Raw genomic sequence first — 24,883 nt, 5'->3', positions numbered from 1 at the left:
CCGCGACTTTTGCCGATCTCGGAAGTTAGCTACCTACGTGGCAAACATCCCCAAAAAAGGCAAAAAGGTGCTGCGTCGTGTCATCCTCACCGGCCTCGCGACGGTCCTCGTCGCGGCCGGTGGCACGGCCTTCGCGGAGATCGTCTCCTCACAACCGTCCGTCACCCCCTCGTTCAACGGTCCTGTCTACGCCGTCGCCTATGCCGGGGACACCGTCTACGTGGGTGGCGACTTCACCACCGCCTCGGCCGGCGGCAAGGCGCAGCCGCGGACCCGGCTGGCCGCGTTCGACGCGCGCACCGGTGAACTGCGCGCCTGGAAGCCCGCCGTCGACGCCAACGTCCGGGCCCTCGCCGTCGAGCAGGGTGTCGTCTACGCGGCCGGCGACTTCGACACGGTCAACGGCGAGGCCCGGGACGCGGTGGCCGGCATCTCCGCCGCCGACGGCACGGTGACGGCGCTGAAGCACACCGTGCTGGGGCAGCCGAACGCGATCGCCGCCGGGCACGGGCGCATCTACCTGGGTGGGCGGATCACCGCGGTGGACGGGCAGCCGCGTACCAACCTGGCGGCGTTCACGGCGGCGGACGGTGCTCTCGACGCGTGGGCGCCGACCACGGACGACACCGTGAACGCGCTGGCCGTCACCGCCGACCGGGTCTACATCGGGGGAAGCTTCCACAAGACCAACGACGTGCGCTCGACGCTGCGGCTGGCCGCCGTCGACCCGGCCACCGGCGTGCTCGACAAGACGTTCCTGCCCAGGCCGGTGTCGCAGGTGTTCGCCCTGGCCGCGCACACCGAGGGCGTGTACGCGGCACTCGGCGGGCAGGGTGGGCGGGCGGTGTCGTACACCCGCGACGGCCGGAGCCGCTGGACCCGGGTCTTCGACGGCGACGCGCAGGCCGTCACCCTGCTCGACGACACCGTCTACGTCGGCGGCCACTTCGACAAGGCATGCACCACCACCAACAACGGGACCCGCGGGCTGTGCACCGACGGGTCGGTCGTGCGGGGCAAGCTCGCCGCCGTCGACCGCGAGGGCAACCTGCTCGCATGGGCGCCGCAGGCCAACGGCGTCGCCGGCACCCGGCAGCTCGCGGCCAGCCCGCGGCTCGGGTCGATCAGTGCGGTCGGCGACTTCACCCTGGTCGGTGGCGTGAGCCGGAAACGGTACGTGGAGTTCAACGGGGTCGCGCCGCGCACCGAGTCGGCAGGCGTCGCCACCGATCACGTCGCCGCGTACAACTTCGACACCACGATCGCCGACGGCACCTTCGACGACGGGTCCGGGCACGGGCATCTGCTGCGTACCGTCACCCGGCACGGCGCCGTCCCGCGGATGGTCCCGAACGGCAACGGCCAGGCCCTGGCCTTCCCGGCCACCTGCACCGGCGGCGAGTGCCCCCGCCTGATCCTCCAGACCGGCGACACCGACGACCTCAACCCCAAGGACAGGCCCCTCCGGTACGGCGCCGGCGTGCTGCTGTCCCCGGCGGAGACCGGCCGTGGCGAGAACATCCTCCAGAAGGGCTACTCGAAGGGCGGCGGGCAGTACAAACTCCAGGTCGACGGGCTCTCCGGCAAGCCCAGCTGCGGGATGAGCGACAAGACCGGGACCACCGTGTACGTGGCACGCAGCCGTACCTCGGTGGCCGACGGCAAGTGGCACTCCCTGGAATGCCGCCGCACCGGTCCCACGCTGGCGATCGTCGTCGACGACCGCCTCGAGTCGGTCACCGCGGTGCCGGCGGCGCTGTCGGTGGAGTCGCATGAGCCGTTCACCATCGGCGGCAAGGGCGTCGGCCAGAACAACGACCAGTTCCACGGCACCCTCGACGACGTCTGGATCCAGATCGGCTGAGCCGGTTCGCGGATTCAACGGCGAAGGGCCGCCGATGGGAATCACCGGGCGGTCTCTGAAGAGCCCCGGCGGCCGTTGTGGACGGCAGACAGACCGCCGGGGCGGGAGGCGTGTGCCGGTCGGAGGGCCGGCACACGCTGCTCACTTCTCGCATCCCGCGCCGTCCGTTCCTGCGGGGAGAGCGGGGGGGCGTGACCGGGTCCGGCGAAGACGGTGCCGGGGATCACGCACTGACCGGACGGCGCTGAATCGAAGGTCATCGTTGCAGCCATGTTGCGTACGCGCAACAGGTTGTTTCGCAAGCGTGCCGGCCGGTGGGCCGTCCGCTCAGATCCGGCGGGGCAGGCGGGTGGCCACCAGCGCTCCGACGGCCAGGACGGCGGATCCGGCCAGCACCGCGGGCACCACCCCGTCCACGAAATCCTGCCCGCCGGCGAACCCGCCGTAGCTGCTGAAGATCGAGGAGAGCACGGCGACCCCGGCCGCCACCCCGAACTCCCGGATGGTGTTGTTGGCGCCCGAGGCCACCCCGCGCTGCTGCTCGGTGACACTGGCCAGGGTGATCGTGCTGATCGGCGCGAAGGTCAGCCCCATCCCGACACCGGCCAGCAGGAACGCGCCCACGAAGTCGCCGTAACTCGCGTCGGTCGAGGTGACCAGCCCGATCCACAGGATGCCCGCGGCCAGGAACACCTGCCCGGCCACCACCAGGTTGCGCAGCCCGAGCCGGGCCCCGAAGATGCCGGCCAGCGGGGCCACCACCATCGGCGCGGCCGTCCACGGCAGCGTCCGCAGCCCCGACTCCAGCGGACTGAGGCCCTGCACCACCTGGAAGAACTGGGCGAGCAGGAACACCGAACCGAACGCACCCGCCGAGAACGTCAGCGTCACCACGTTGACCAGGCTGAACGACCGCGACCGGAACAGGCTCAGCGGCAGCATCGGTGCACTGTTGCGGGACTGCCAGACCAGGAACGCCACGATCAGCGCGGCACCGGCGGCCAGCATGACCGGCACCCGGCCGGAGGTCCAGCCGCGGTCCGGGCCGTCGACGATGCCCCAGATCAGCAGCAGCATCCCGCTCGACGACAGCAGCAGGCCCAGGGGGTCGAGGCGGCGCGCTCCACCACGGGACTCCTCCAGCACGATCGCGGCCAGGATCAGCGCACCGACGCCGATCGGCACGTTGACCCAGAAGATCCAGTTCCAGGTGAGGCCGTCGACGACCGCTCCGCCGATCACCGGCCCGAGCGCGACGCCGAGGCCGGTGATGCCGCCCCAGATGCCGACCGCGGCGTTGCGCAACCGGTCCGGAACGGCGGCCGCCAGCAGCGTCAGCGACAGCGGGGCGATGGCGGCACCGCCGATGCCCTGCACGGCGCGGGCCGCGGTGAGCTGCCACGGCTCGGTGGCCAGGGCGGCCGCGGCCGAGGCGGCGGTGAACAGGGCGATGCCGGCCAGATACATCCGGCGGCGGCCGATCCGGTCGCCGAGGGCGGCGGCGGTCAGCAGGAACGCGGCGAACGGCAGCGTGTACGCGTTGACGAACCACTGGAGATCGGCGATGGACGCCCCGAGCTCGGTGCGGATGACCGGTAGCGCGGTGCTGACGACGAGGTTGTCCAGGGCGCCCATGAAGGCGGGGATGCCGACGGCGGCGATCACCAGCCCGAACGGGCGCGTTCTCGTGGATTTCCCGGCAAGGGTGGTCACAGTGCTCCCCCGAAGTTGTTATCGACTGATAACTAAAACCGTAAGCATCGACTGATAACCTGTCAACATGGTTCGGACCCGCCTCACCGCCCAGGAACGCCACGCGCAGCTCGTGGAGGCCGCCGTCACCGCCTTCGCGCAGGGCGGTTACGCGGGGACGACGACCGATCAGGTGGCCCGGATCGCCGGGGTGTCACAGCCCTATGTGATCCGCATCTTCGGCTCCAAACAGGAGCTGTTCCTGGCCACCGTGCGGCACGCCGGCGACCGGGTGCAGCAGATCTGGCGCGACGCGGCCGCGGTGGACCCCACCCTGGCCGGGCTCGGCAAGGCCTACAAACAACTGCTCACCGAGCGCGACCTGCTCGTCGTCCTGCTGCACGGGTTCGCGGCCGCCGCCGACCCGGCCCTCGGTGACGCCGTGCGCCAGTGCTACGGCGACCAGTTCGCGCTGGTCCGCGAGCTGACCGGGGCGTCCGCCGAGGAGGCCCGCGACTTCTTCGCCGCCGGCATGCTGATCACCGTGCTGGGGGCGATGCGGGTGCTCGGCCCGGACGCCGTCCCCACCCAGCCGTGGATGGCCGACCTGCTCGGGACCCTGCCACAGTGATCAGATGTTGTGGCGGGTGTAGGCGGGCTCCCGCCAGCCCAGCATCGCCTCGGTCATCCGGATCGCGTCGGTGGCCGCCTTCACGTCGTGCACCCGCATGATCCGCGCGCCGCGCAGGACGCAGAACACCACCGTCGCGAGGGTGCCGGCCAGCCGCTCCCGCTGTGGACGGTCCAGGGTCTCGCCGATGAAGTCCTTGTTGCTCAGCGCCGCCAGCGTCGGATAGCCGATGCCGGTGATCTCCTCCAGCCGCCGGCACAGCTCCAGCGAGTGGTGGGTGTTCTTGTTCAGGTCGTGACCCGGATCGATGATGATCTGGTCCGGGCGTACCCCGCGGGACAGGGCCAGCTCCACCTTCTCCCGAAGGAACGCGGCCACCTCGGCGGTCACGTCACCGTACTGCGGTCTCGGATACTCGGTACGCGGCGCCGCCAGGCTGTGGCAGATCACCAGCTGCGCGCCGGTGCCCGCGACCGCTTCGGCCATCGCCGGGTCACGCAGCCCCGACGTGTCGTTGACGACCCCGGCACCCGCCCTGATCACCTCGGCGGCGACCTCCGGGCGGAACGTGTCGACCGAGACCACCGCCAGCCCCCGGGCCGCCTCGACGACCGGCAGCACCCGGTCCAGCTCCTCGGCCGCCGACACCTCCGGGCCGGGCGCGAACGGCACCCCGCCGATGTCGATCCAGTCGGCCCCGTCCGCGGCCGCCCGCGCCACCGCCTCGGTCGCCTTCTCCAGAGCGAACGTGCGGCCCCGGTCGTGGAACGAGTCGGGCGTGCGATTCACGATCGCCATCACGGCGACCTGGCGGGAGAAGTCGAAGGACCGGCCGCCGATGACCCGCGGGCCGAGGAGTTCGCTCACGGTTGGCGACCCTAACAAAGACCGCCGGGCGTACGAGCCGGTACGCCGTACCCAAGATCACCGGTTTTAAAGGTCGGGATTTTGCGCCATTCACCACAACCGGTGACGAGTCGATAGCTCCAGGCTGGGTAGCTCAGTGACTGTACGCATCCCCTCGGTTCGGGAGGAACCACCATGAGTGACGTGTCACCGGCCGGCCGCGCGCCGGAGCCGGCGTACCCGGCCGACGTGCCGCCGCAGCCCTACGACCTCACGCCGCAGACCACCCCGGCGCAGGGGCAGGACCAGTCCAAGGTGCGACAGGTGGCCGAACAGACCCGCTCGGCGGCCGGAGACGCCGCGAGTGACGTGGCCGGCACCGCCAAGGAGCAGGCGCAGCGGGTCGGCGCCGAAGCCCGCACCCAGGCCCGCAACGTGGCCTCGGAGGTCCGCGACAAGCTGGGCGAGCAGGCCCGTACGCAGAACAGCCGTCTCGTCGGCAGCATCCGGCAGACCGCCGACCACCTCGACGAGATGGGCGGCGCCCGGTCCGACTCGCCGGCCGCGGCCGTCGTCTCGCGGGTCGCCGAAGGCGGTCGCCAGTTCGCCGACTACCTGGACCGCAACGGCCCCGACGGTGTGCTCCGCGAGGTCGAGGACTTCGCCCGCCGCCGCCCCGGCGCGTTCCTGGCCACCGCGCTGGCCGCCGGATTCGTGGTCGGCCGGCTCGGCAAGAGCATCGCCAAGGCCGACTCGGACGCCGGCACCGCCAAGCCCAGCACCGACACCTACACCGAGTCCACCGGCTACCCGGCCACCTCGGCCGGCTCCACCGGCTACCCGGCCGGCTCGACCGGCTCCACCGGCTACCCGGCCGGCTCCACCGGCTACCCCGCCACCTCGGCGGGCTACCCGGCCGAGACCGACGAGACCCTCGCCTACGTGCCGGCCTCCACCGGCACCGGCTACGTCACGCCGGCTACCACCCAGTACAGCGGAACCGGCACCGGAACGCCGGCCGTCGTCGCGCCCGGTGACCCGGAGTACCGGTCATGACCACCCCGTACCGCAACGAGCCCGCCGACCGGGTCGAGGAGACCTCGATCGGCGAGATCATCGGCAACATCAGCGACGACCTGTCGCAGCTGTTCCGCCAGGAGGTGGAACTCGCCAAGGCCGAGATCCGGCAGGAGGCCACCAAGGCCGGTAAGGCCGCCGGAATGCTCGGCGGCGCCGGATTCGCCGGCTACCTGGCCGTGGTGCTGCTCAGCTTCGCGGTCGTGTTCGGCCTCTCCAACGTGATGGACCCCGGCTGGGCGGCGCTGATCGTCGCGATCATCTGGGGCGCCATCGGCGCGGTTCTGTTCGTGAACGGCCGCAAGAAGATGAAGACCGTCGACCCGGTGCCGCGCCGCACCGCCGAGACGCTGAAGGAGGACGCCCAATGGCTGAAGAACCCGACCGGCTGAGGCAGGACATCGAGAGGACCCGGGCGTCGCTCACCCGTGACGTCGACCTACTGGCCGAGAAGACGAGCCCGCGACAGGTCGCCCGCCGGCGCTGGACCGCGGTGAAGGAGAAAGTCATGGGAACCACCGAGGACACCCGGTACGCCGCGCACGAACAGGCGCACCGGATCAGCGACAAGACGTCGGAGCAGGCGCACCGGATCAGCGACAAGGCTTCCGAGCAGGCGCACCGGATCGGTGACAAGGCGTCCGAACTCTCCGACACCGCCGGGGAGAAGGCGTCCGCGGCCGCCGACCGGGTCCGTGAGGCCCCGCAGGCCGTCGCCCGGCAGACGCAGGGCAACCCGCTCGCCGCCGGCATCATCGCGTTCGGCGTGGGCCTGCTCACCGCCTCGCTGGTGCCGGTCACCGACGCCGAGCGGCGGGCCGGACAGCAGCTCAAGGACCAGAGCGGCGACCTCACCGACAAGGTCAAGGACGTGGCGAGCGAGCTGAAGGACGAGCTCGGCGGCACCGTGCAGGAGGCCGCCGGCCAGGTGCGCGAGACCGCCCGCGACGCGGCGCAGACCACCAAGGAGACGGCGCGGTCCGACGCGCAGGACGTACGGCACGCGGCGACCCCCTGATCGTCGACGGGACAGACGTGGCAGCTCGCGCTGCCACGTTTGTCCCGTTCCCACGGGGGAATCGGCGCACCATGAGACTCGGATACAAGCTCGCCGCAGAGGCGTTCGACCCGAAGGAACTCGTCCGGCAGGCGATCCGTGCCGAGGAGGCCGGCTTCGACTTCGTCGAGATCAGCGATCACTACCACCCGTGGCTGGACGTGCAGGGGCACTCGCCGTTCGCGTGGAACGTGCTCAGCGCCATCGCCGTACAGACCTCCCGGCTCGGGCTCGCCACCGGCGTCACCTGCCCGACGGTGCGGTACCACCCGGCGATCATCGCGCAGGCCGCGGCGACGCTCGCGATCCTCTCCGACGGGCGGTTCACGCTCGGCGTCGGATCGGGGGAGCGGCTCAACGAGCACGTCGTCGGGCAGGGTTTCGGCAGTGTCCGCGAACGGCACGAGCGCCTGCGTGAGGCGCTGGACATCATCAACCTGCTCTGGCAGGGCGGCTACCGGTCGTACGAGGGGAAGTATCTCCAGCTCGAGGACGCCCGCGTCTTCGACCTGCCGGAGACTCCGCCGACGATCGCCGTGGCGGCCGGCGGCACGGCCGCCGCCGAACTCGCGGCCACCCACGGCACCGGCCTGTTCGCCACCGAACCCCGCGCGGACCTCGTCGAGACGTTCACCGGCAAGGGCGGCCGGGGACCGAAGTACGCGGAGATGCCGGTCGCCTGGGCGCCGACCGAGAAGGAGGCGGTCGCCGAGGCCCACCGCACCACCCGCTGGGCGGTCACCGGCTGGAAGGTGATGGCCGAGCTGCCGAACCCGGTCAACTTCGAGGCCGCCTCCGCCACCGTCACCGAGGACGACATCCGCGGCTTCCTGACCGCCGGCCCCGACCCCGAGCCGTATGTGGCCAGATTCCGCGAGTACACCGACGCCGGATTCGACCACATCGTTCTGATGAACACCGGGCCCGATCCGGACGGCTTCCTCGACTTCTTCGCCAAGGAACTGCGGGGGCGGCTGACCCGATGACCGTGTCACCGACCACGGGCCGCCCGTCGCGGGCGGCCCCGCACCCCACCGGCGCCGAGGCCGGATCTCCAGCCCTGCTCACCGCCGCGGGCGGTGCTCCGGAAAGCGAGCGGGTGACCGTCGTGGTGGCCACCCGCGATCGGCGCGAGCGGCTGTTCGAGACGATGCCGGAGCATCGCGCGCCGGTGATCCTCGTCGACAACGCCTCCACCGACGGCAGCCCGGACGCGATCAGCGAGGCGTTCCCGGCCGTCGAGGTGGTCCGGCTCGGCGAGAACCGGGGCGCCGCCGCCCGCAACGAGGGCGTACACCGGGCCCGCACCCCGTACGTCGCGTTCGCCGACGACGACTCCTACTGGACCGAGGGCTCCCTGGCCCGGGCCGCGGCGCTGTTCGACGCGAACCCGCGCCTGGGCCTGCTCACCGCGCAGGTGCTGATCGGCCCGGACGCCCGCCCGGACCCCATCTCCGCCGCCCAGGCCGCCGCCCCGCTCGGCACGCCGCCGGGCGCTCCCGGCCCGCCGGTGCTGGGCTTCCTCTCCTGCGCCGTCGTGGTCCGGCGGGAGGCGTTCCTCCAGGCAGGCGGTTTCGAGCCGCGCCTCTTCGTGTACGGCGAGGAAGCCCTCCTGGCCATGGACATGACCGCGGCCGGCTGGTGGTTGTGCTACTGCCCGGACCTGGTGGTACGCCACTTCCCGCTTCCCGCCGGCCGCGACACCGGTGCCCGCCACCGCATCGAGTCCCGCAACCGCCTGCTCACGGCCCTGCTCCGCCGTCCACCAGCGGTCGTGGCCCGAACCGTGGCCGCCACCCTCCGGGAGTCACCGCCCGCGGTGTGGGACGTGGCCCGCGCTCTCCCCTGGGCGCTGCGCCATCGCCGTCCACTGCCACCGTCCACCGAGGCCGCACTCACCCGCCTGGACACCTGACCCGAACCGCGGAGACGCAGCAGGCACACGAACTCGGGCGGTGCCTGCTGCCCGGCCGTATCACCGACATCGAAGGTCTTGCGCCGGCGTCGATAGCCTTCGCAGATGGCGGATGTCGGGAACGCGGCCGTGATGCCGGCGTTTCCCCACTGACGGTGTGGGCGTCGCCTATCGCGGGCGGCGTTGTCAGCGGGTGACGATACGGAAGACCGGGAAACCGGGGGCCGCAGCAGCGATGTCGGCCTCCGGGGAGTCGGCCTTGAGACCGTCGAAGAAGGCGCCCGTCTCCCAGGCCCATTTACGCAGGTAGAGGCGGATCAGCTCGGGCTTCTCGGCGTCGGCGATCTCGACCGGCGTGAACGTCTCGGTGCGGCGGCCCAGGCGCAACTCGCCCTCGCCGGCGGCCCGCAGGTTGCGCACCCACTGGGTGTGACCGCGCGGGGAGAGCAGGTAGCGCTCACCGTCCTTGTCGAACAGGTTGACCACGGTGGTGCGGATCTCCCCCGACTTGCGGCCGCGGATGGCGATGACGCGGCTGCCCATGAGGCTGATGCCGCGGGAGGTCAGCCACTTGGCGAAGGAGTTGAAAGCGTTCGCACCGCGTTTCGGGGCCAGGTACCGCATGGTCGCTCCTCATGATTTAGAGAGCACTGCTCTCGCCTGACACAAGTGAACCGCGGAACGCTGTTCACTGTCAAGAGCAGTGCTCTCTAAATGGAGCATTCGATTGGAGATCGGCTGTCCGGGTGGCTACCAGCCGGAGGGCGGCGCCTCCAGGTGGACGACCGTGGTGACCGTGAGCTCGTCGAGGAGTTCCGGGCCGTACCCGAAGCCCTGCCCGCTGGCCCGCCGCGGATGGGCCGCGCCGCCCGGCGCCCCGCCGAACACCGCATTGATCTTGATCGTGCCGGCGGGCAACTCCCGCCAGGCGCGCTGCGCACGGCTCATCGATCCGGTGAGGACCGTGGCGGCGAGGCCGTACGGCGAATCGGCCGCCCTGGTCAGCGCCTCCTCGAAGGATTGCACCACCGCCACCGGCGCGACCGGCCCGAACGTCTCCTCCCGCATGACCGCCATGTCGTCGCTACAGCCGGACAACACGGTCGGCGGATAGTAGGCACCCGGCCCCGACGGCACCGATCCACCGCACACCAGGGTCGCCCCCGCACGCACGGCGTCCCGCACCTGACCGTGGACCGCCTCCCGCAGCCGCCGGTCGACGAGGGGCCCGATCTGTTTGCCCCACGTCTCCGCCTCGGTGGCGAGGGCTTCGACGAACGCGTCGGCGAGATCGGCGTGCACATAGATCCGTTCGACGGCGACGCAGATCTGCCCCGAGTTGGCGAACGCGCCGAGTGCCGCCTGCCCGGCCGCCCAGACCGGGTCGACGCCGGCGTCGACGATCAGCGGATCACTGCCCCCGTTCTCGAGCAGTGCTTTCGCCCCGGTCCGTGCGCAGGCCGCGGCGATGGCCCGGCCGGTGGCGGTGGAGCCGACGTGCGCCACGACGTCCACCTCGGCGCCGGCGAGCGCTGCTCCGGCCGGCCCGTCGCCCTGGAGCACGTTGAGCACCCCGTCGGGCAGGTGGGGCGCGAGCAGTCGGGCGAGTCGCCAGCCGGTCGCCGGGGTGCGCTCGCTCGGCTTGTACACCACCGTGTTGCCGGTGACCAGGGCCGCCCCGAGGAGTCCGCAGGAGGCGGCGACCGGATCGTTCCACGGGGTGATCACCGCGACGACGCCGCGCGGCCGGTACGCCATCAGGTCGATCGCCTCGTCGTTGCCGGCCAGGGTCCGTCCCCGGTGGGTGGGGCCGAGTTCCGCGTATTGGCGCAGCGTCGCGACGCCGGCACCGATGGACTCGGCCGCACCGTCGGCGGGCTTGCCCATTTCGGCGGCCATCGTCTCGGCGAGTTCACCGGTGGCGGCCTCGATCGCGTTCGCGGCGGCGTGCAGGGCGGCGGCGCGGGCGGCCGGAGCGGTGCGCGCCCAGCCGGGGGCGGCCCGCCGGGCGGCCCCGACGGCGGCGGACACGTCGTCGTCGGAGGCGACCGGGACCCGGGTCACCGGGCTGTCGTCGCGGGGGTCGGTAACGGTCAGGATGCGTCCGGCGGTGCCGGTGGACCACCGTCCGTCGATGAGCTGAGCGGCCTCGTACATGAGAGGCAGTCTTCCCGAAGTGCATCGCATAAAACCTTGGCCCATAGCAAACACCCCTGGGAAACGTGCAGGTCAGCGCCGATGTCCCGCAAATTGGAGAAGTCAATGATCATGTGAGTAAGCGAGAGAAGTCCGGGTAAGCGGGCTGCTATGCGTGTTCTCGGGATCAACGCGATCTTTCATGATCCATCGGCTGCCTTGATCGTCGACGGTCGTGTGCTCGCCGCCGCGGAGGAGGAGCGGTTCAGCCGCCGTAAACACGGCAAGCGGCCGGTACCGTTCTCGGCGTGGGAGCTGCCGGAGCTCTCCGCCGCGTGGTGTCTTCAGGAGGCGGGGCTGCGCCCGGGTGACCTGGACGCGGTCGCCTACTCCTTCGATCCGGCCCTCTGCCGGGACCAGGCCGACCTGAACCTCGGCGACCCGTGGGACCACCTGCGCGCCGACTACGCCCGCCGGGCCCCGCAGTTCCTGGCGACCGCGCTGCCCGGCCTCGACCCGGACCAGGTGCGGTTCGTGCCACATCACGTCGCGCACGCGGCGTCGGCCGGGCTCAGCGTGCCCGAGGACAGCGCGGTTCTGGTGCTGGACGGGCGCGGTGAGTCGGCCAGCCACCTGGCCGGGGCGTACCGCGGCGGGAAACTGGAGACGTTCCGCTGCCAGGAACTGCCGCACTCGCTCGGCCTGCTCTACGAGGACCTGACGCGCCACCTGGGCTTCCTGCACTCCAGCGACGAGTACAAGGTGATGGCCCTCGCCTCCTACGGGCGACCCCGGTTCCTCGGCCTGCTGCGGGAACTCGTGCGGGCCGACGGGGCGGGCGGATTCACCATCGACCGGATCGACTGGGACGCCCTCGCGAAGACCCGTGCCGCCGACGGCGAGATGACCGAGGCGCACGCCGACCTGGCCTCCAGCGTCCAGGCGCGGCTCGAGGAGGTGCTGCTCGATCTGGCCCGATGGACGTACGACGCGTCCGGCGGCCTGTCCACGCTGACCATGGCCGGCGGCACCGCCCTGAACTGTGTCGCCAACGCCCGGATCGCCGCCGAGGGACCGTTCGACCGGGTGTGGGTGCAGCCGGCCGCCGGCGATGCGGGCACCGCTCTCGGTGCGGCGCTCGCTCTCGGTTCGGAGCACGTGCCCTTCACGACCGCCGCTCTGGGGCGTGGCTGGAGTGATGACGAACTGGAGGCCGAGCTGCGGCGGGCCGCCGTTCCCTACACCCGGCCGGCGTCGATCGCCGCCGAGGCCGCCGCGGTGCTGGCCCGCAACGGCATCGTCGCCTGGTACCAGGGCCGCAGCGAGTACGGGCCACGCGCCCTCGGCCACCGCTCACTGCTCGCCCATCCCGGCGACCGGGACACCCAGACCCGGATGAACGACGTCAAGGGCCGCGAGCAGTTCCGCCCGATCGCGCCGATGGTCCGCGCGGAACGCTTCCACGACATCTTCGACGGTGTCTTCCCGAGCCCGTACATGCTGTTCGTGCACCGGGTGAAGCCGGAATGGCGCGACCGCATCCCGGCGGTCACCCACGTCGACGGCACCGCCCGGGTGCAGACCGTCCACACCGACACCGAGCCGCTCGTGGCCGCGATGCTCACCGAGTTCGAGCAGCTCACCGGGCTGCCGGTGGTGGTGAACACGTCACTGAACACGGCCGGCCGCCCGATGGTCGACACCCCGCGCGAGGCTCTCGAACTGTTCGGGTCGGCGCCGGTGGACCTGCTCGCCATCGGCCCGTTCGCCGTCCACCGCAGCCAGGTCTTCGGCGGCGGAAGCGAGCCCCGGTGAACACCGTCAGCGTCGTGGTTCCCACCCTCGGCCGGCCGAGTCTCGCCGAGATGCTGCGGGCGCTCGGCCCCCTTCCGGCCGGGATGGAACTGATCGTCGTGGACGATCGGGCGGACATCCGTACCCCCCTTGCTCTTCCCACCGAGAGCACCGCCCGCGTCGTCGCCGGCCGCCGGGCCGGACCCGCCGCCGCCCGCAACGCCGGATGGCGTGCCGCCCGCCATGAGTGGGTGGCGTTCCTCGACGACGACGTCCTTCCCGAGTCCGGCTGGGCGTGGCGGCTGCTCGGCGACCTGCGCGACGCCCGCCCGGAGGTCGGCGGCGTGCAGGGCCGGATCCGGGTGCCGCTGCCGGACGGCCGCCGGCCGACCGACTGGGAGCGGGTCACCGCGGGCCTCGCCTCCGGCGAATGGATCACCGCGGACATGGCCTACCGCCGGGCGGCCCTCTCCCGGGTCGGCGGTTTCGACGAACGCCTGCCGCGGGCCTTCCGCGAGGACGCCGAACTGGCTCACCGCATCCGGCGCGCCGGCTGGCGACTGCGGCTCGGCCAGAGATCAACCACTCATCCGGTACGGCCGGAGGCGCGCTGGGTCAGCCTGAGGGTCCAACGGGGCAACGCCGATGACGCCCTGCTGCGCCGGATGTACGGGCCGCAGTGGCGTACCAGCCTCGGCATCCCGCCCGGCCGCCGCCACCGGCACGCACTGATCACCGCCGGCCTGGCCACCGCCGCCGCCTGCACCGTCGCCCACCTGCTCACCGCCCGTCGGGAATCAGCCGTCACCCCGGGCACCGGCCGTCGGGGATCGGGTGCCGTCCCCGGCACCGGCAGCCGGCGATGGAGTGTCGCCGCCGCCCTGGCCGCCGCGGGTTGGGCGGCAGGCACGGCGGAGTTCGCGGCGGCCCGCATCATGCCCGGTCCCCGCGACCGCCGTGAGGTGACCACCATGGTCCTGACCAGCGTCGCGATCCCGCCGGTGGCGATCGCCCACTGGGTGCGCGGCTGGTTCCGCTGGCGCGGCGCCAAGCCCCTGCCGGAAATCTCCCCGGCCCCCACCCGCGTCACCGCCCCGAGTTCGGCCGTCAGCCTTCCCGACTCCGCCGGTGACCGCGACCCGGACGGTGGGGATGCCCGCATTCCGGATGGCGGGCGCATCGCCGGCGGCAGAGCCGGAGCGCGCCGGTGACCGGAACGCTTCTCGAAGCGGTGCTCTTCGACCGGGACGGCACTCTCGTCGTGGACGTGCCCTACAACGGTGACCCCGCGAAGGTCCAGCCGATGCCCGGTGCGAAGCAGGCCCTCGACCGGCTGCGGGCGGCCGGGCTGCGGCTCGGCGTCGTCACGAACCAGTCCGGGCTGGCCCGCGGCCGGTTCACCGCCGACCAGATGGACGCCGTCAACCGGCGGGTCGAGGAGCTGCTCGGGCCGTTCGACACCTGGCAGGTCTGCCCGCACGACGACGGCGCCGGCTGTGGCTGCCGCAAACCGGCACCGGGCATGGTGACCGCCGCGGCGGCCGCTCTCGGTGTCGCACCCTGGCGATGTGCCGTCGTGGGGGACATCGGTCGTGACATGGAGGCCGCGCTCGCCGCCGGGGCCACCGGCATCCTGGTGCCGACCGCCGTCACCCGGCCGGCCGAGATCGCCGCGGCCCCGCACCGCGCCGCTGATCTCACCGCCGCCGCTGATCTCATTCTGCAACGCCAGGAGCTGCTGATACCCGCATCCCGGCCGATACGGCCCGGAGGGGTCCTGGCGGTGCGTTCGGACTCGGCGGGCGACGTCCTGGTCACCGGACCGGCGATCCGCGCGCTCGCTGCCGGCGCCGACCGGGTCGTCCTGCTCTGCGGACCGCGCGGACGGGCCGCCGCCGACCTGCTGCCCGGCGTCGACGAGGTCATCGAATGGCGGCTGCCGTGGATCGACCCGGAACCCGGGCCGGTCGACGAGGACGACATGCGCGCTCTCACCGAACGGTTGCGGCGGGCCGGCGTGGACGAGGCGGTGATCTTCACGTCGTTCCACCAGTCGGCGCTGCCACTGGCGCTGCTGCTGCGGATGGCCGGGATCGCCCGGATCACCGCGATCAGCGACGACTATCCCGGCTCGCTGCTGGACGTGCGTCACCGCGTACCGGATGAACTGCCGGAGGCGGAACGTGCCCGCAGCGTCGCGGCAGCGGCCGGGTTCGGTCTTCCGGAATCCGACGACGGGCGGCTGCGGGTGACGGTGCCGCACCGCCCGCCCGGCGACTACCTGGTGGTTCATCCCGGTGCGAGCTGCGAGGCGCGGTCCTGCCCGCCGGACGATCTGCGCCGGATCGTGGCCGCGCTCGCCGCTGACGGGCACCGCGTCGTGGTGACCGGCGGGCCGGGGGAGCGGCACCTCGCGGCATACGTAGCCGGGGACGCCGCCGAGGATGCCGGGCCGATGCCGTTCGCCGAACTCGGAGCACTGCTCTCCGGCGCACGCTGTCTGATCGTCGCCAACACCGGCCCGGCACACCTGGCCGCGGCCGTCGGCACCCCGGTGATCAGCCTGTACGCCCCCACCGTCCCGTACGGGCGCTGGGGCCCCTACCGCGTCCCCGCGGTGCGTCTCGGTGACGCCGCCGCGGCCTGCCGTGACACCCGGGCCACCCGCTGCCCGGTTCCCGGTCATCCCTGCCTGTCCGGCATCACACCGGACGACGTCCGCACCGCGGTACGCCTGCTCGGCGTCACCGCCCCGCAACCGAACCACGACGAGGTGGCCGCGTGAACATCCTTCTCTGGCACGTGCACGGCTCCTGGACGACATCGTTCGTCCAGGGCAAACACCGCTATCTGGTGCCGGTCAACCAGGCCCGCGACGAGTGGGGGCGCGGCCGGGCCCGTACCTTCCCGTGGCCCGCCTCGGTGGAGGAGATGCCGCTCGACCAGATCCGCGACGTCGACGTGGCGATCGCCCAGCGGCCCGAGGAACTCGACCTGATCCCGCCGCACGTGCCGGTGATCTACGTGGAGCACAACACCCCGAAGGGCGACGTGCCGTACAGCCGGCATCCGCTCGCCGACCGCGACGACGTCCTGATCGCGCACGTCACCCACTTCAACGAGCTGTTCTGGGACTGCGGCGGCACCCGGACGACGGTGATCGAGCACGGGATCGTCGAGCCCACCGCCCGGTGGACCGGCTCTCTCGAACGGCTGGCGGTGGTCACGAACGAACCGGTTCGGCGCGGCCGGGTGACCGGAACTGATCTTTTCGGTCGCTTCCCGTCGTTGGACGTCTTCGGGATGGGCGTCGCCGACCTGAAGGGCTGCGGCGTGTACGAGGACCTGCCGCAGCACGAGATGCACGAGGCGGTCGCCCAGCGCCGTGCCTACCTGCACCTGTGCCGGTGGACGTCGCTCGGGCTGAGCCTGATCGAGGCCATGCAGATGGGCATGCCGGTGATCGCCCTCGCCACCACCGAGGCGGTCGCCGCCGTGCCCCCCGACGCCGGTGTCCTGTCCACCCGGGTCGGCGATCTCGTCGACGCCGCCCACTGGCTCCTCGAGGAACCCGCCGAGGCCGCCCGCCTCGGCGCCCGCGCCCGGCAGGTGGCGCTCACCCGGTACGGCCTCGACCGCTTCCTCGCCGACTGGGACCGACTGCTGGAGGAGGAAACATGCGCATCGCGATGATCTCGGAACACGCCAGCCCGCTCGCGGCGCTCGGTGGTGTCGACGCGGGTGGGCAGAACGCGCACGTCGCCGAACTCGCGACCGCGCTCGCCGGCCACGGCCACCAGGTGCGCGTCTACACCCGGCGGGACGACCCGGACCGGCCCGAGGTGGTGCCGATGATCGAGGGCGTCGACGTCGTGCACGTGCCGGCCGGGCCGGCCGCCGTGCTGCCGAAGGACGATCTGCTGCCGTACATGGGGGCGTTCGCCGAGTGGACGGCCGCCGACTGGCGCGCCGAGTGGATGCCCGACGTGGTGCACGCGCACTTCTGGATGAGCGGGCTCGCCGCCCTCGACGCCGGGCGGGCCTGCAACGTCCCGGTCGTCCAGACGTTCCATGCCCTCGGTTCGGTCAAACGCCGCCATCAGGGTACGGCCGACACCAGCCCGGCCCGGCGGATCAGCCTGGAACGCCACATCGGGCAGTCCGCCGACCGGATCGTCGTCCAGTGCCGCGACGAGATCGGCGAACTCCTGCGCCTCGGCGTGCCGCGTTCGCGGATGTCACTGGTGCCGTCCGGCGTCAACACCGACCGGTTCAGTGATCGCGGCCCGGCCGTCCCGCGCCGTCCCGGGCTCGCCCGGATCCTCACCGTGGCCCGGCTCGTCGAGCGCAAGGGCATCGAGGACACCATCCGGGCCATGCCCGCGGTACCCGGCGCCGAACTCGTCGTCGTCGGCGGGCCGCCCGCCGCGGGGCTGCGCGCCGACCCGTACGCCCGCCGTCTTCAGGCCCTCGCCCAGCACTGCCGGGTCGCCGACCGGGTCACCCTGGTGGGCGCCGTCCCCGCCCACGAGATGCCGGCCTGGTACCGGTCCGCGGACGTGCTGGCCGCCACGCCCTGGTACGAGCCGTTCGGGCTCACCCCGCTGGAGGCGATGGCCTGCGGCGTGCCGGTGGTCGCCACCGAGGTCGGCGGCCTCACCGACACCGTCGTCGACGGGATCACCGGCGATCTCGTCCCACCCCGGAACCCGCGGGCCCTGGCCACGGCACTCCGGCGCCTGGTCGCCGACGACGTGCGCCGGTTCGGGTACGCGGCCGCGGCCGCCGACCGGGCCACCGCCTCGTACTCGTGGCCCCGGGTCGCCGAACGGCTCGCCGCCGTCTACGCCACCGTGGCGGATCTGGAGGTCGCGGCATGAGCGAGCGCCGCGAGTCTCTTGATCCCGCTTTTCCGCCGGACTTCAGGGAGCACAGCATGAACCCCTTGGACGCGCATCTCACCGGGCTCATCCAGGCGCTGCTGCCGTACCGGGCGCAGGCCGGGCGGCTGGCCCGCTGGGGTGCGCACCTGGCCCGGCATCTCGGTGGCGGCGGACGGCTGCTGGTGGCCGGTAACGGTGGCAGCGCCGCCGAGGCCCAGCATCTGGCCGCCGAACTGGTCGGCAAACTCCGCGAGGACCGGATGCCACTGTCGGCGATCGCCCTCACCCCGGACTCGTCGGCGGTCACGGCGATCAGCAACGACTACGGGTTCGAGGAGGTCTTCGCCCGGCAGGTACGGGCGCACGGCCGCCGCGACGACATCCTGATCGTGATGTCCACCAGCGGGCGCAGTCCGAATCTGATCACGGCGGTGCGCGCCGCGAAGGAGGTGGGCATGCGGACCTGGGCGATGGTCGGGGAAGGCCCCAGCCCGCTGGCCGACATGTGCCACGAGGCGCTGTGCTGCCCGTCGCCGGACAGTCAGGTCGTGCAGGAGCTGCACCTCGTCTCGGTCCATCTGATGTGCGAGTACGTCGACCGCTACCTGCCGATGTTCACCGGCGACCGGGATCTTCCCGCCGAGCCGGCCGGCTCCCGCCCGGCCCGCTCCGGACCGGCGCGTGATCTCCCTTTCGGTCTGGACCGCGACGAGTTCGAGGAGATGGTCAACGTATGAGGATTGTCATCGTCGGCGACACCCTTCTCGACCGGGACGTGCACGGCACCGTGACCCGGATCGCCCCGGACGCCCCGGCACCCGTGCTCGACGAGGAGACGGTGCACGAGCGTCCCGGCGGCGCGGGCCTCGCGGCCCTGCTCGCCGCCGCACACGGCCACGAGGTCGCCCTGGTGACCGCAATAGCCACGGACGCCGCGGGGGCCCGGCTGAACGAGCTGCTCACGGCCGCCGGCGTCGAGGTGTACGCGCTGCCGCTGCCGGGTGCGACGCCGGAGAAGATCCGGCTGCGAGCCGCCGGTCAGGTACTGCTGCGACTGGACCGCGGCGGCCCGCCCCAGCCGCCCGGTGAGGCCCCGGCCGCCGTGCTGGAACTGTTGCGTGACGCCACCGCGATCCTGGTCAGCGACTACGGCCGTGGTGTGGCCCGGCATCCGGAGCTGCGCGCGGCGATCGAGGCGTCGAAGGCACCGGTCGTCTGGGACCCGCACCCGAACGGCCCGTCGCCCGTCCCGAACGTCCGTCTGGTCACCCCGAACGAGGGCGAGGCCCGGCGGTTGTCCGGCGACGCGGGTCACGGTTCGGGGCTCTCCACCGCGCAGCGTGCCGGCCACACCCTGCGGCAGCGCTGGCAGGCCGGCGCGGTGGTGGTCACCCGCGGCGCCGAGGGAGCGGTGCTCTGCCAGGGCAGCCCGACACCACTGGTCGTCCCGGTGCCGGAGACCTCCGGTGGGGACACCTGCGGCGCCGGTGACGCGTTCGCCACCGCGGCGGCGGTCGCGCTGGCGAACGGTGCTCTCGTCTCGGAGGCGGTGGCGGCGGCGGTCGACGCCGCCAGCCGCTATGTGGCCGGAACCGGCGGCATCGCCGAGCTGAAGGGCCAGAACGGGCACGGAGCGCATGCCGGCGGACCGGGCGCGAACGGGCGCGGCCCCGGTGCCGCCGGGCCGGGCCGGGCCGGGCGGGGACCGGGCGCGGGACGGCAGAGGACCGTCGGCGACGGCCCCGAGCGGATCGGCGCCGACGAGGCCGGCCGTCTGGCCGCCGAGGTCCACGCCCGCGGCGGCACGGTGGTCGCCACCGGCGGCTGCTTCGACCTGCTGCACACCGGCCACCTCGCCACCCTGCGCGCCGCCCGCGCTCTCGGTGACTGCCTGATCGTCTGCCTGAACAGCGACGACTCGGTCCGCCGGCTGAAGGGCGAGGGCCGCCCGCTGACCCATCAGGACGACCGGAGCCGTCTGCTCGCCGCCCTCGACTGTGTCGACGCGGTGGTGGTGTTCGACGAGCCCACCCCCGAGCCGGTGCTCACCTGGCTGCGACCCGACGTCTGGGTGAAGGGCGGCGACTACGACACGCTCCCGGAGACCGAGGTCGTGCAGCGCTGGGGCGGTCAGACCGTCATCGTCCCCTACCTGGACGGCCGCTCCACCACGAAAACCATCGCCGAAGCACGCAGGAGGTAACGCATGGATGCCGTCATCGTCACCGGAGGGTCCAGTGGCCTGGGCGCCGCCGTCGTCGACGCCGTGATCAAGGCCGGCGGCCGGCCGTACGTCATCGACCGTCAGGCACCGCGGGAGGGTGTCGAGTGGATCGAGTGCGACCTCGCCGACACCCGCGCCGCCGAGCAGGCGACCCGTGACCTGATCGCCCGCGCCGGCGGCAGCGTCGACGGTGTGGTCACGGCCGCCGGCATGGACGTGCCGGGCACGTTGGAGGAGATCCCCGGCGAGGTCTGGGACCGGATCGTGGCGGTCGACCTGCTCGCCACGGCAGCGGTGATCCGCGCCGCGGTCCCGGCTCTCAAACAGACCCACGGTGGGGTCGTCACCATCTCCTCGACACTCGGGATCAAGGCGGTCTCGGACGCGACGGCCTACTGCGCCGCCAAGTTCGGTGTCGTCGGCTTCACCCGGGCGCTGGCCGCCGAACTCGCCGGCCAGGTCAACGTCACGCTGCTCATCCCCGGGGGCATGCGCACGAAGTTCTTCGACGAGCGGGACGCGAAGTACAAGCCGGGCCCGGACGCGATCCTCAACGACCCGGCGAACGTGGCCGCCGCGGTCGTGTTCGCGCTCAGCCAGCCGGCCGGCTGCGCGGTCCGCGAACTCGTCGTCGCGGCGGAGACGGAGAGCTCGTACCCGTGATTCTCGTCCTGCGCGCTCTCGGCGTGGGAGATCTGGCGACCGCGGTGCCCGCCCTGCGCGGGCTCCGCGCCGCCTTCCCCGGCGAGACGCTGAGTCTGGCCGCCCCCGCCTGGCTCACGCCGCTGATTCTCACGATCGGGGGCGTCGACCGGATCATCCCGGCCCGGGAGCTGGAACCCCTCGACGCGGCGCCCGCGAGACCCCGCCTCGCCGTCAACCTGCACGGTTCCGGCCCCGAGTCGCATCGCCGCCTCCAGGCGCTGCACCCGGACACGCTGTGGGCGTTCGCGAGCCGCGCGGCCGGTCATCACGACGGTCCCGGCTGGCACGACGACGAGCACGAGGTCCGCCGCTGGTGCCGGCTGGCCCGCTACTACGGCGTGGCCTGCGACGAGTCCGATCTGGACCTGCACGTCCCGGACGCCGACGTCACCCCGGGCGTCACGATCATCCATCCGGGCGCGAAATCCCCGGCCCGGCGCTGGCCTCCGGACCGCTTCGCGGCCGTCGCACGCCGTCTGGTCACCGCGGGCCACCGGGTCCTGGTCACCGGTTCGCCGCAAGAGCACGACCTGTGTGTACGGGTCGCCGAGCTCGCGGGCCTCACGCAAGAGGCGGTCCCGCGTACCGGATTGAGCGAACTCGCCGCCCTGGTCGCCTCGGCACGTCTGGTGATCTGCGGCGACACCGGCATCGCCCACCTGGCGACCGCGTACCGTACCCCGTCGGTGGTCCTGTTCGGCCCGGTCTCCCCGGCACGCTGGGGCCCGCCCGCCGGCCGTCCCTACCACCGCCCGCTCTGGCACGGGACCCGCAGTGAACGGGGCGACCTCCCCGGCCCGGTCCATCCGGCACTGCTGGCGATCACCCCGGACGAGGTCCTGGCCGCCGCCGTCGAGGCGGAGTCCGCCCACCCCACCCGCCGTCCGTCGCCCACGGCGGTGACCCGCTCATGATCACCGCCGTAGGCGACGGCCGGCGGTCGGTCCCGGCTACGGGAGACGGTGACAGCCGTGCGATTGCGACGTAGTGACCTGCGCAGGCCCGGCCTGTCCCGGCGCCGGGCCGGGAAGGGGTTCGCCTATCTCGACACCGACGGCGCCCCGCTGCGTGACACCGAGGCCGTCGAGCGCATCAAGGGCCTGGTCATTCCGCCGGCATGGCGGGACGTCTGGATCTCCCCGGACCCGCGCGGTCACATCCAGGCCACCGGGGTCGACGCGGCCGGCCGCAAGCAGTACCTCTATCACCCGCAGTGGCGGGAGAGACAGGACCGCGCCAAGTTCGACCACGCCCTGGAGGTCGCCGAACGCCTTCCCGAGGTCCGTGACCGGCTGCGTGCTGACCTGACCGGCCGGGGCCTGACCCGTGAACGCGTGCTGGCCGCGATCGTCAGCCTCCTCGACATGGGCATGTTCCGGGTCGGGGGCGAGGAGTCCGCCGCCCGCGAGGAGGATCCCACCTACGGGCTGTCCACGCTCCGGCCCGACCACCTGCGGGCGAGCGGCGGGTGCGTACTCCTGGAGTTCCGTGGCAAGTCCGGTATCGAACACGCCGCGACCGTTGGCAACGGCGAGGTCTGCGCGGTGCTCCGCGATCTGAAGCGCCGCCGCCGGGGCGAGGACCGCCTGTTCGCCTACTGGGATCCGGGCCGCCGCCGCTGGCAGGAGATCCGCGCCGACACCGTCAACGACTACCTCCGCGACGTCACCGGCGAACAGATGACCGCCAAGGACTTCCGCACCTGGCACGGCACCGTCCGCGCGGCCACCGCCCTGGCCGAGGCCGGTCCCCAGCCGACCCCCACCAAGCGCAAGAAGGCCGTCGCCCACGCCATGCGTGAGGTCGCCGACCTGCTCGGCAACACCCCGACCGTGGCCCGCAACTCCTACGTGGACCCCCGGGTGGTGCAGGCCTACACCGACGGCGAGGTGATCGACGCGACCCCCGCCGACCCCCCGGCCAAGGCCGAGAAACAGGTCCGCGCCCTCCTCACCGAAGACTGACCCCCACCCCCGGCTGGTCCCCACCGCTGTCTCGGACCCTTCGAGACAGCGGTGACGTCCAGCCGGGTTTGCGGTCCGTCGCCCTCGGCGGGCCTGTCACTGTGGGCTGGTCCGTCACCCTCGGCTGGTTCCCACCGCTGTCTCGGGGGGTTCGAGACAGCGGTGAGGGCCAGCCGAGGGGCTCGGGTCTGGTTGACTGGATGGGTGGGGGACTCGGAGGTTCGGCTGGTCGGGAACGGTGGGTTCAGCGAGCGTGAGGTGGCCGGCATCGCGGGGTTGCTGCGCGGGCTCGTCGCCGACGGGGCCGCGCTCGGCTGGGTGGAGCCGCCGACGGTAGCGGAGGTCCGGGAGTTGCTGGACGGACTGGTCGCGGACATTCCCGGCGGGGAAGCAGCGGCCGCGATCGCGGTGACGTATACGGCGGGCGGGGACACGGGGGAGGAGATCTCCGGGTTCGGGTACTGGCGGCGCTACCGGCGGCCCACCCACCGGCCGCACGCCGACCTGGAGAAACTGGCCGTCGATCCGGCGCGGCAGGGGGCCGGGCTGGGCCGGAGCCTGCTGTCGGCCCTGATCGCGGCGGCTCTGGACCGGCAGGTCGAGATGCTCACGCTCGACCTGCGCGGCGACAACACCCGTGCGGCGGCGCTCTACGAGAAGCTGGGGTTCCACCGGTACGGGCGGCTGGCGAACTTCGTCGCCGTCGGTGCGGCCCGCTACGACACCCTGCTGTACGCCCTCGACCTGCGAGAACTACGCGGCGACGTGACCCGGGAGCCGCCCGGCTGACGACCTGGCCACAGGGACGCGCATGATGTGGGCGAGCTTGTGGAGCAGTTACCGGTTTCGATCAAGCGGCCCCCGCGGACCAGCCACTTGACGGGATCACACCGTGGCCCGAGCAGGCCATACTGGCGCGCATGTCCGAAAACGCCGTGCTGCGGCACGCCGACGCCGGTGACTGGGAACTCGCCGTGGCCGAGGCTGAGCGGGCCGTCGAGGCCGGGGATCGCCTCGATGCCGGGGACGCCTGGCCCGCAGTGATGGTGCTCTACCTCCGGGGTGATCTGGCGGGTGCTTCGGCCGTACCCCCGTTGGTGTCTCCGGGTGGGGCGGATGCCGATCGCGCGCTGCTCGCGGCCTGGTCGGCGAGTGTCGCGTGGGCTCGCGGTGAGGTGGCCGCCTGCCGTGAGCTGGCGGACCGGGCACTCGCCGGCGCCGCCGGGGAACCACGGGCGCTGGCCGCCGCGCACACCGCACTCGCCCTGCTCGCGGCGGCCGAGGGGGCCCGGCGGGCGAACGAGCGGCACTATGCCCTGGGCCTGGCCGCTGCCGAGCGCTGCGAGGACCGTACACAGCAGCTGCGGATCCGGACGAACCGGGCGTCGCAGCGGATGGAGGAGGGTGACCTCACCGGTGCCCTGGCCGAATTGGATCACGTGTTGTGGCGGTTCGGATCGGGCCGGACGCCCATCCGAACGGACTCGGGCTGGTGCACAACAACCGGGCCGAGATTCTGGTACGGGCCGGACGGCTGACCGAGGCACGGGACGGATTCCGGGCGGCGCTGACCGTGCTGCAGCGGGCCGGGGCCGCCGGGGTCGCGTATGCGCTGGCCGGGCTCGGGGAGACGCACGAGGCGCGCGGTGATCTGGTGCAGGCGCGGGCCGCGTTCGAGGAGGCGGTGGCGGTGGCGGGGGAGCGCGGGTTCAGTCAGGCGCTGGTGCCGGCGCTGTGTGGGCTGGCCCGGGTGCTCGCCGCGTCCGGCGACGTCGTGGTGGCCCGGGACGCCGGCCGGTGGGCGGTCGCCGAGGCGACGAGTCTCACCGCGGCCACCGCGTACGCCGCCGCCGGCTGGGCCGCCCTGCCGGTGGACCCGTCGGCCGCCCGCGGTCACGCCGAGTCGGCGATCGCGCTGGCCCGCGCGGGGCGCCGGCCCGCCGCGCTGGCCGAGGGTCTGGAACTGGCCGCCGCGGCGGTCCTGGCGCGGGACGGGGGCGCGCGGGACGGAGGCGCGTCGAGCGTGGGTGCGTCGGGCGTGGGTGCGTCGGGTGGGGGTGCGTCGGGTGGGGGTGCGTCGGGCGGGGGTGCGTCG

Annotated in this window: 24 protein-coding genes; 20 read left to right on the top strand and 4 right to left on the bottom strand. The window is 72.8% G+C overall.

All coding sequences use genetic code 11. The features are described from left to right. The first annotated feature begins 67 nt into the window (after window positions 1-67). Complete coding sequence (locus BC793_RS28260) at window positions 68-1,864, top strand: LamG domain-containing protein (RefSeq protein ID WP_239169922.1); 1,797 nt, start codon at window positions 68-70, stop codon at window positions 1,862-1,864. Between the two features lie 327 nt (window positions 1,865-2,191). Here BC793_RS28260 and BC793_RS28255 read toward each other — a convergent pair whose 3' ends face one another. Next, the gene (locus tag BC793_RS28255; protein ID WP_109597865.1) at window positions 2,192-3,577 is read right to left on the bottom strand and encodes an MFS transporter; all 1,386 of its coding nucleotides are present in this window, start codon (window positions 3,575-3,577) and stop codon (window positions 2,192-2,194) included. A 67-nt stretch (window positions 3,578-3,644) separates the two neighbouring features. On the opposite strand from BC793_RS28255, the gene BC793_RS28250 reads away from it, so the two are divergent. Next, complete coding sequence (locus BC793_RS28250; protein WP_109597858.1) at window positions 3,645-4,187, top strand: TetR/AcrR family transcriptional regulator; 543 nt, start codon at window positions 3,645-3,647, stop codon at window positions 4,185-4,187. Here the strand turns inward: BC793_RS28250 and folP are convergent, their stop codons facing one another. Then, the gene (gene folP / locus BC793_RS28245) at window positions 4,188-4,985 is read right to left on the bottom strand and encodes a dihydropteroate synthase (RefSeq protein ID WP_109598355.1); all 798 of its coding nucleotides are present in this window, start codon (window positions 4,983-4,985) and stop codon (window positions 4,188-4,190) included. Window positions 4,986-5,228: 243 nt separating this feature from the next. Between folP and BC793_RS28240 the strand changes: the two genes are divergently transcribed. The 5 genes from BC793_RS28240 to BC793_RS28220 all read left to right on the top strand — a co-directional run bounded on the left by BC793_RS28240 (window position 5,229) and on the right by BC793_RS28220 (window position 9,082). Next, on the top strand, window positions 5,229-6,089 hold the full coding sequence (locus BC793_RS28240) for a hypothetical protein (RefSeq protein WP_239169921.1): 861 nt from the start codon (window positions 5,229-5,231) through the stop codon (window positions 6,087-6,089). Beyond that, window positions 6,086-6,502, top strand: coding sequence for a phage holin family protein (locus BC793_RS28235; RefSeq protein WP_109597851.1), 417 nt, complete (start codon window positions 6,086-6,088; stop codon window positions 6,500-6,502). Before BC793_RS28240 ends, BC793_RS28235 begins: the two co-directional genes overlap by 4 nt. Then, window positions 6,478-7,128 carry a DUF3618 domain-containing protein gene (locus BC793_RS28230; protein ID WP_109597844.1) on the top strand — a complete coding sequence of 217 codons (651 nt, stop codon included), beginning with the start codon at window positions 6,478-6,480 and terminating at the stop codon, window positions 7,126-7,128. Before BC793_RS28235 ends, BC793_RS28230 begins: the two co-directional genes overlap by 25 nt. A gap of 71 nt (window positions 7,129-7,199) precedes the next feature. Further along, window positions 7,200-8,153: a TIGR03557 family F420-dependent LLM class oxidoreductase gene (locus tag BC793_RS28225; RefSeq protein ID WP_109597838.1), complete on the top strand. Its 954-nt coding sequence runs from the start codon at window positions 7,200-7,202 to the stop codon at window positions 8,151-8,153. Then, entirely contained in the window at window positions 8,150-9,082 is a 933-nt protein-coding gene (locus BC793_RS28220; protein WP_109597831.1) for a glycosyltransferase family 2 protein, read from the top strand. The genes BC793_RS28225 and BC793_RS28220 overlap by 4 nt, the downstream gene beginning before the upstream one ends. A 186-nt stretch (window positions 9,083-9,268) precedes the next feature. Here the strand turns inward: BC793_RS28220 and BC793_RS28215 are convergent, their stop codons facing one another. Beyond that, a complete protein-coding gene (locus BC793_RS28215; protein WP_109597825.1) occupies window positions 9,269-9,706 on the bottom strand; it encodes a nitroreductase family deazaflavin-dependent oxidoreductase in 438 nt (145 codons plus the stop codon). A 126-nt stretch (window positions 9,707-9,832) separates the two neighbouring features. Next, on the bottom strand, window positions 9,833-11,239 hold the full coding sequence (locus BC793_RS28210; protein WP_109597818.1) for an aldehyde dehydrogenase family protein: 1,407 nt from the start codon (window positions 11,237-11,239) through the stop codon (window positions 9,833-9,835). Between the two features lie 150 nt (window positions 11,240-11,389). Here BC793_RS28210 and BC793_RS28205 point away from each other — a divergent pair, with 150 nt between their 5' ends. From BC793_RS28205 to BC793_RS50710, 13 genes are all read left to right on the top strand, one after another. Continuing rightward, entirely contained in the window at window positions 11,390-13,033 is a 1,644-nt protein-coding gene (locus BC793_RS28205) for a carbamoyltransferase family protein (protein ID WP_109597811.1), read from the top strand. Next, the gene (locus BC793_RS28200; RefSeq protein WP_158319403.1) at window positions 13,030-14,223 is read left to right on the top strand and encodes a glycosyltransferase family 2 protein; all 1,194 of its coding nucleotides are present in this window, start codon (window positions 13,030-13,032) and stop codon (window positions 14,221-14,223) included. Before BC793_RS28205 ends, BC793_RS28200 begins: the two co-directional genes overlap by 4 nt. Next, a complete protein-coding gene (locus BC793_RS28195; protein ID WP_239169920.1) occupies window positions 14,220-15,797 on the top strand; it encodes an HAD-IIIA family hydrolase in 1,578 nt (525 codons plus the stop codon). The genes BC793_RS28200 and BC793_RS28195 overlap by 4 nt, the downstream gene beginning before the upstream one ends. Continuing rightward, window positions 15,794-16,705 (top strand): glycosyltransferase, encoded by a 912-nt coding sequence (locus BC793_RS28190; protein ID WP_109597805.1) that lies wholly within the window; start codon window positions 15,794-15,796, stop codon window positions 16,703-16,705. Before BC793_RS28195 ends, BC793_RS28190 begins: the two co-directional genes overlap by 4 nt. After that, the gene (locus tag BC793_RS28185; RefSeq protein ID WP_109597799.1) at window positions 16,690-17,892 is read left to right on the top strand and encodes a glycosyltransferase; all 1,203 of its coding nucleotides are present in this window, start codon (window positions 16,690-16,692) and stop codon (window positions 17,890-17,892) included. The genes BC793_RS28190 and BC793_RS28185 overlap by 16 nt, the downstream gene beginning before the upstream one ends. A gap of 56 nt (window positions 17,893-17,948) precedes the next feature. After that, window positions 17,949-18,632, top strand: a complete 684-nt coding sequence (locus BC793_RS28180; RefSeq protein ID WP_109597792.1) for a D-sedoheptulose-7-phosphate isomerase — start codon at window positions 17,949-17,951, stop codon at window positions 18,630-18,632. Next, the gene (locus BC793_RS28175) at window positions 18,629-20,098 is read left to right on the top strand and encodes a PfkB family carbohydrate kinase (RefSeq protein ID WP_109597785.1); all 1,470 of its coding nucleotides are present in this window, start codon (window positions 18,629-18,631) and stop codon (window positions 20,096-20,098) included. The genes BC793_RS28180 and BC793_RS28175 overlap by 4 nt, the downstream gene beginning before the upstream one ends. Before the next feature lie 3 nt (window positions 20,099-20,101). Next, a complete protein-coding gene (locus BC793_RS28170) occupies window positions 20,102-20,782 on the top strand; it encodes an SDR family oxidoreductase (RefSeq protein ID WP_109597778.1) in 681 nt (226 codons plus the stop codon). After that, the gene (locus tag BC793_RS28165) at window positions 20,779-21,738 is read left to right on the top strand and encodes a glycosyltransferase family 9 protein (protein WP_109597771.1); all 960 of its coding nucleotides are present in this window, start codon (window positions 20,779-20,781) and stop codon (window positions 21,736-21,738) included. The genes BC793_RS28170 and BC793_RS28165 overlap by 4 nt, the downstream gene beginning before the upstream one ends. Before the next feature lie 57 nt (window positions 21,739-21,795). Then, complete coding sequence (locus tag BC793_RS28160) at window positions 21,796-22,788, top strand: DNA topoisomerase IB (protein WP_109597764.1); 993 nt, start codon at window positions 21,796-21,798, stop codon at window positions 22,786-22,788. Between the two features lie 204 nt (window positions 22,789-22,992). Beyond that, entirely contained in the window at window positions 22,993-23,577 is a 585-nt protein-coding gene (locus tag BC793_RS28155) for a GNAT family N-acetyltransferase (protein WP_109597757.1), read from the top strand. Window positions 23,578-23,708: 131 nt separating this feature from the next. Then, window positions 23,709-24,326: a hypothetical protein gene (locus tag BC793_RS28150; RefSeq protein WP_109597750.1), complete on the top strand. Its 618-nt coding sequence runs from the start codon at window positions 23,709-23,711 to the stop codon at window positions 24,324-24,326. Further along, window positions 24,233-24,883 (top strand): tetratricopeptide repeat protein (locus BC793_RS50710; protein ID WP_211340651.1); only part of this gene is annotated, 651 nt, incomplete at its 3' end. The genes BC793_RS28150 and BC793_RS50710, both read left to right, overlap by 94 nt.

Origin of the sequence: Actinoplanes xinjiangensis (assembly GCF_003148685.1) — a bacterium.
GTDB classification, from domain to species: Bacteria; Actinomycetota; Actinomycetes; order Mycobacteriales; family Micromonosporaceae; genus Actinoplanes; species Actinoplanes xinjiangensis.
This window is presented reverse-complemented; position numbering and strand designations above follow the sequence as displayed.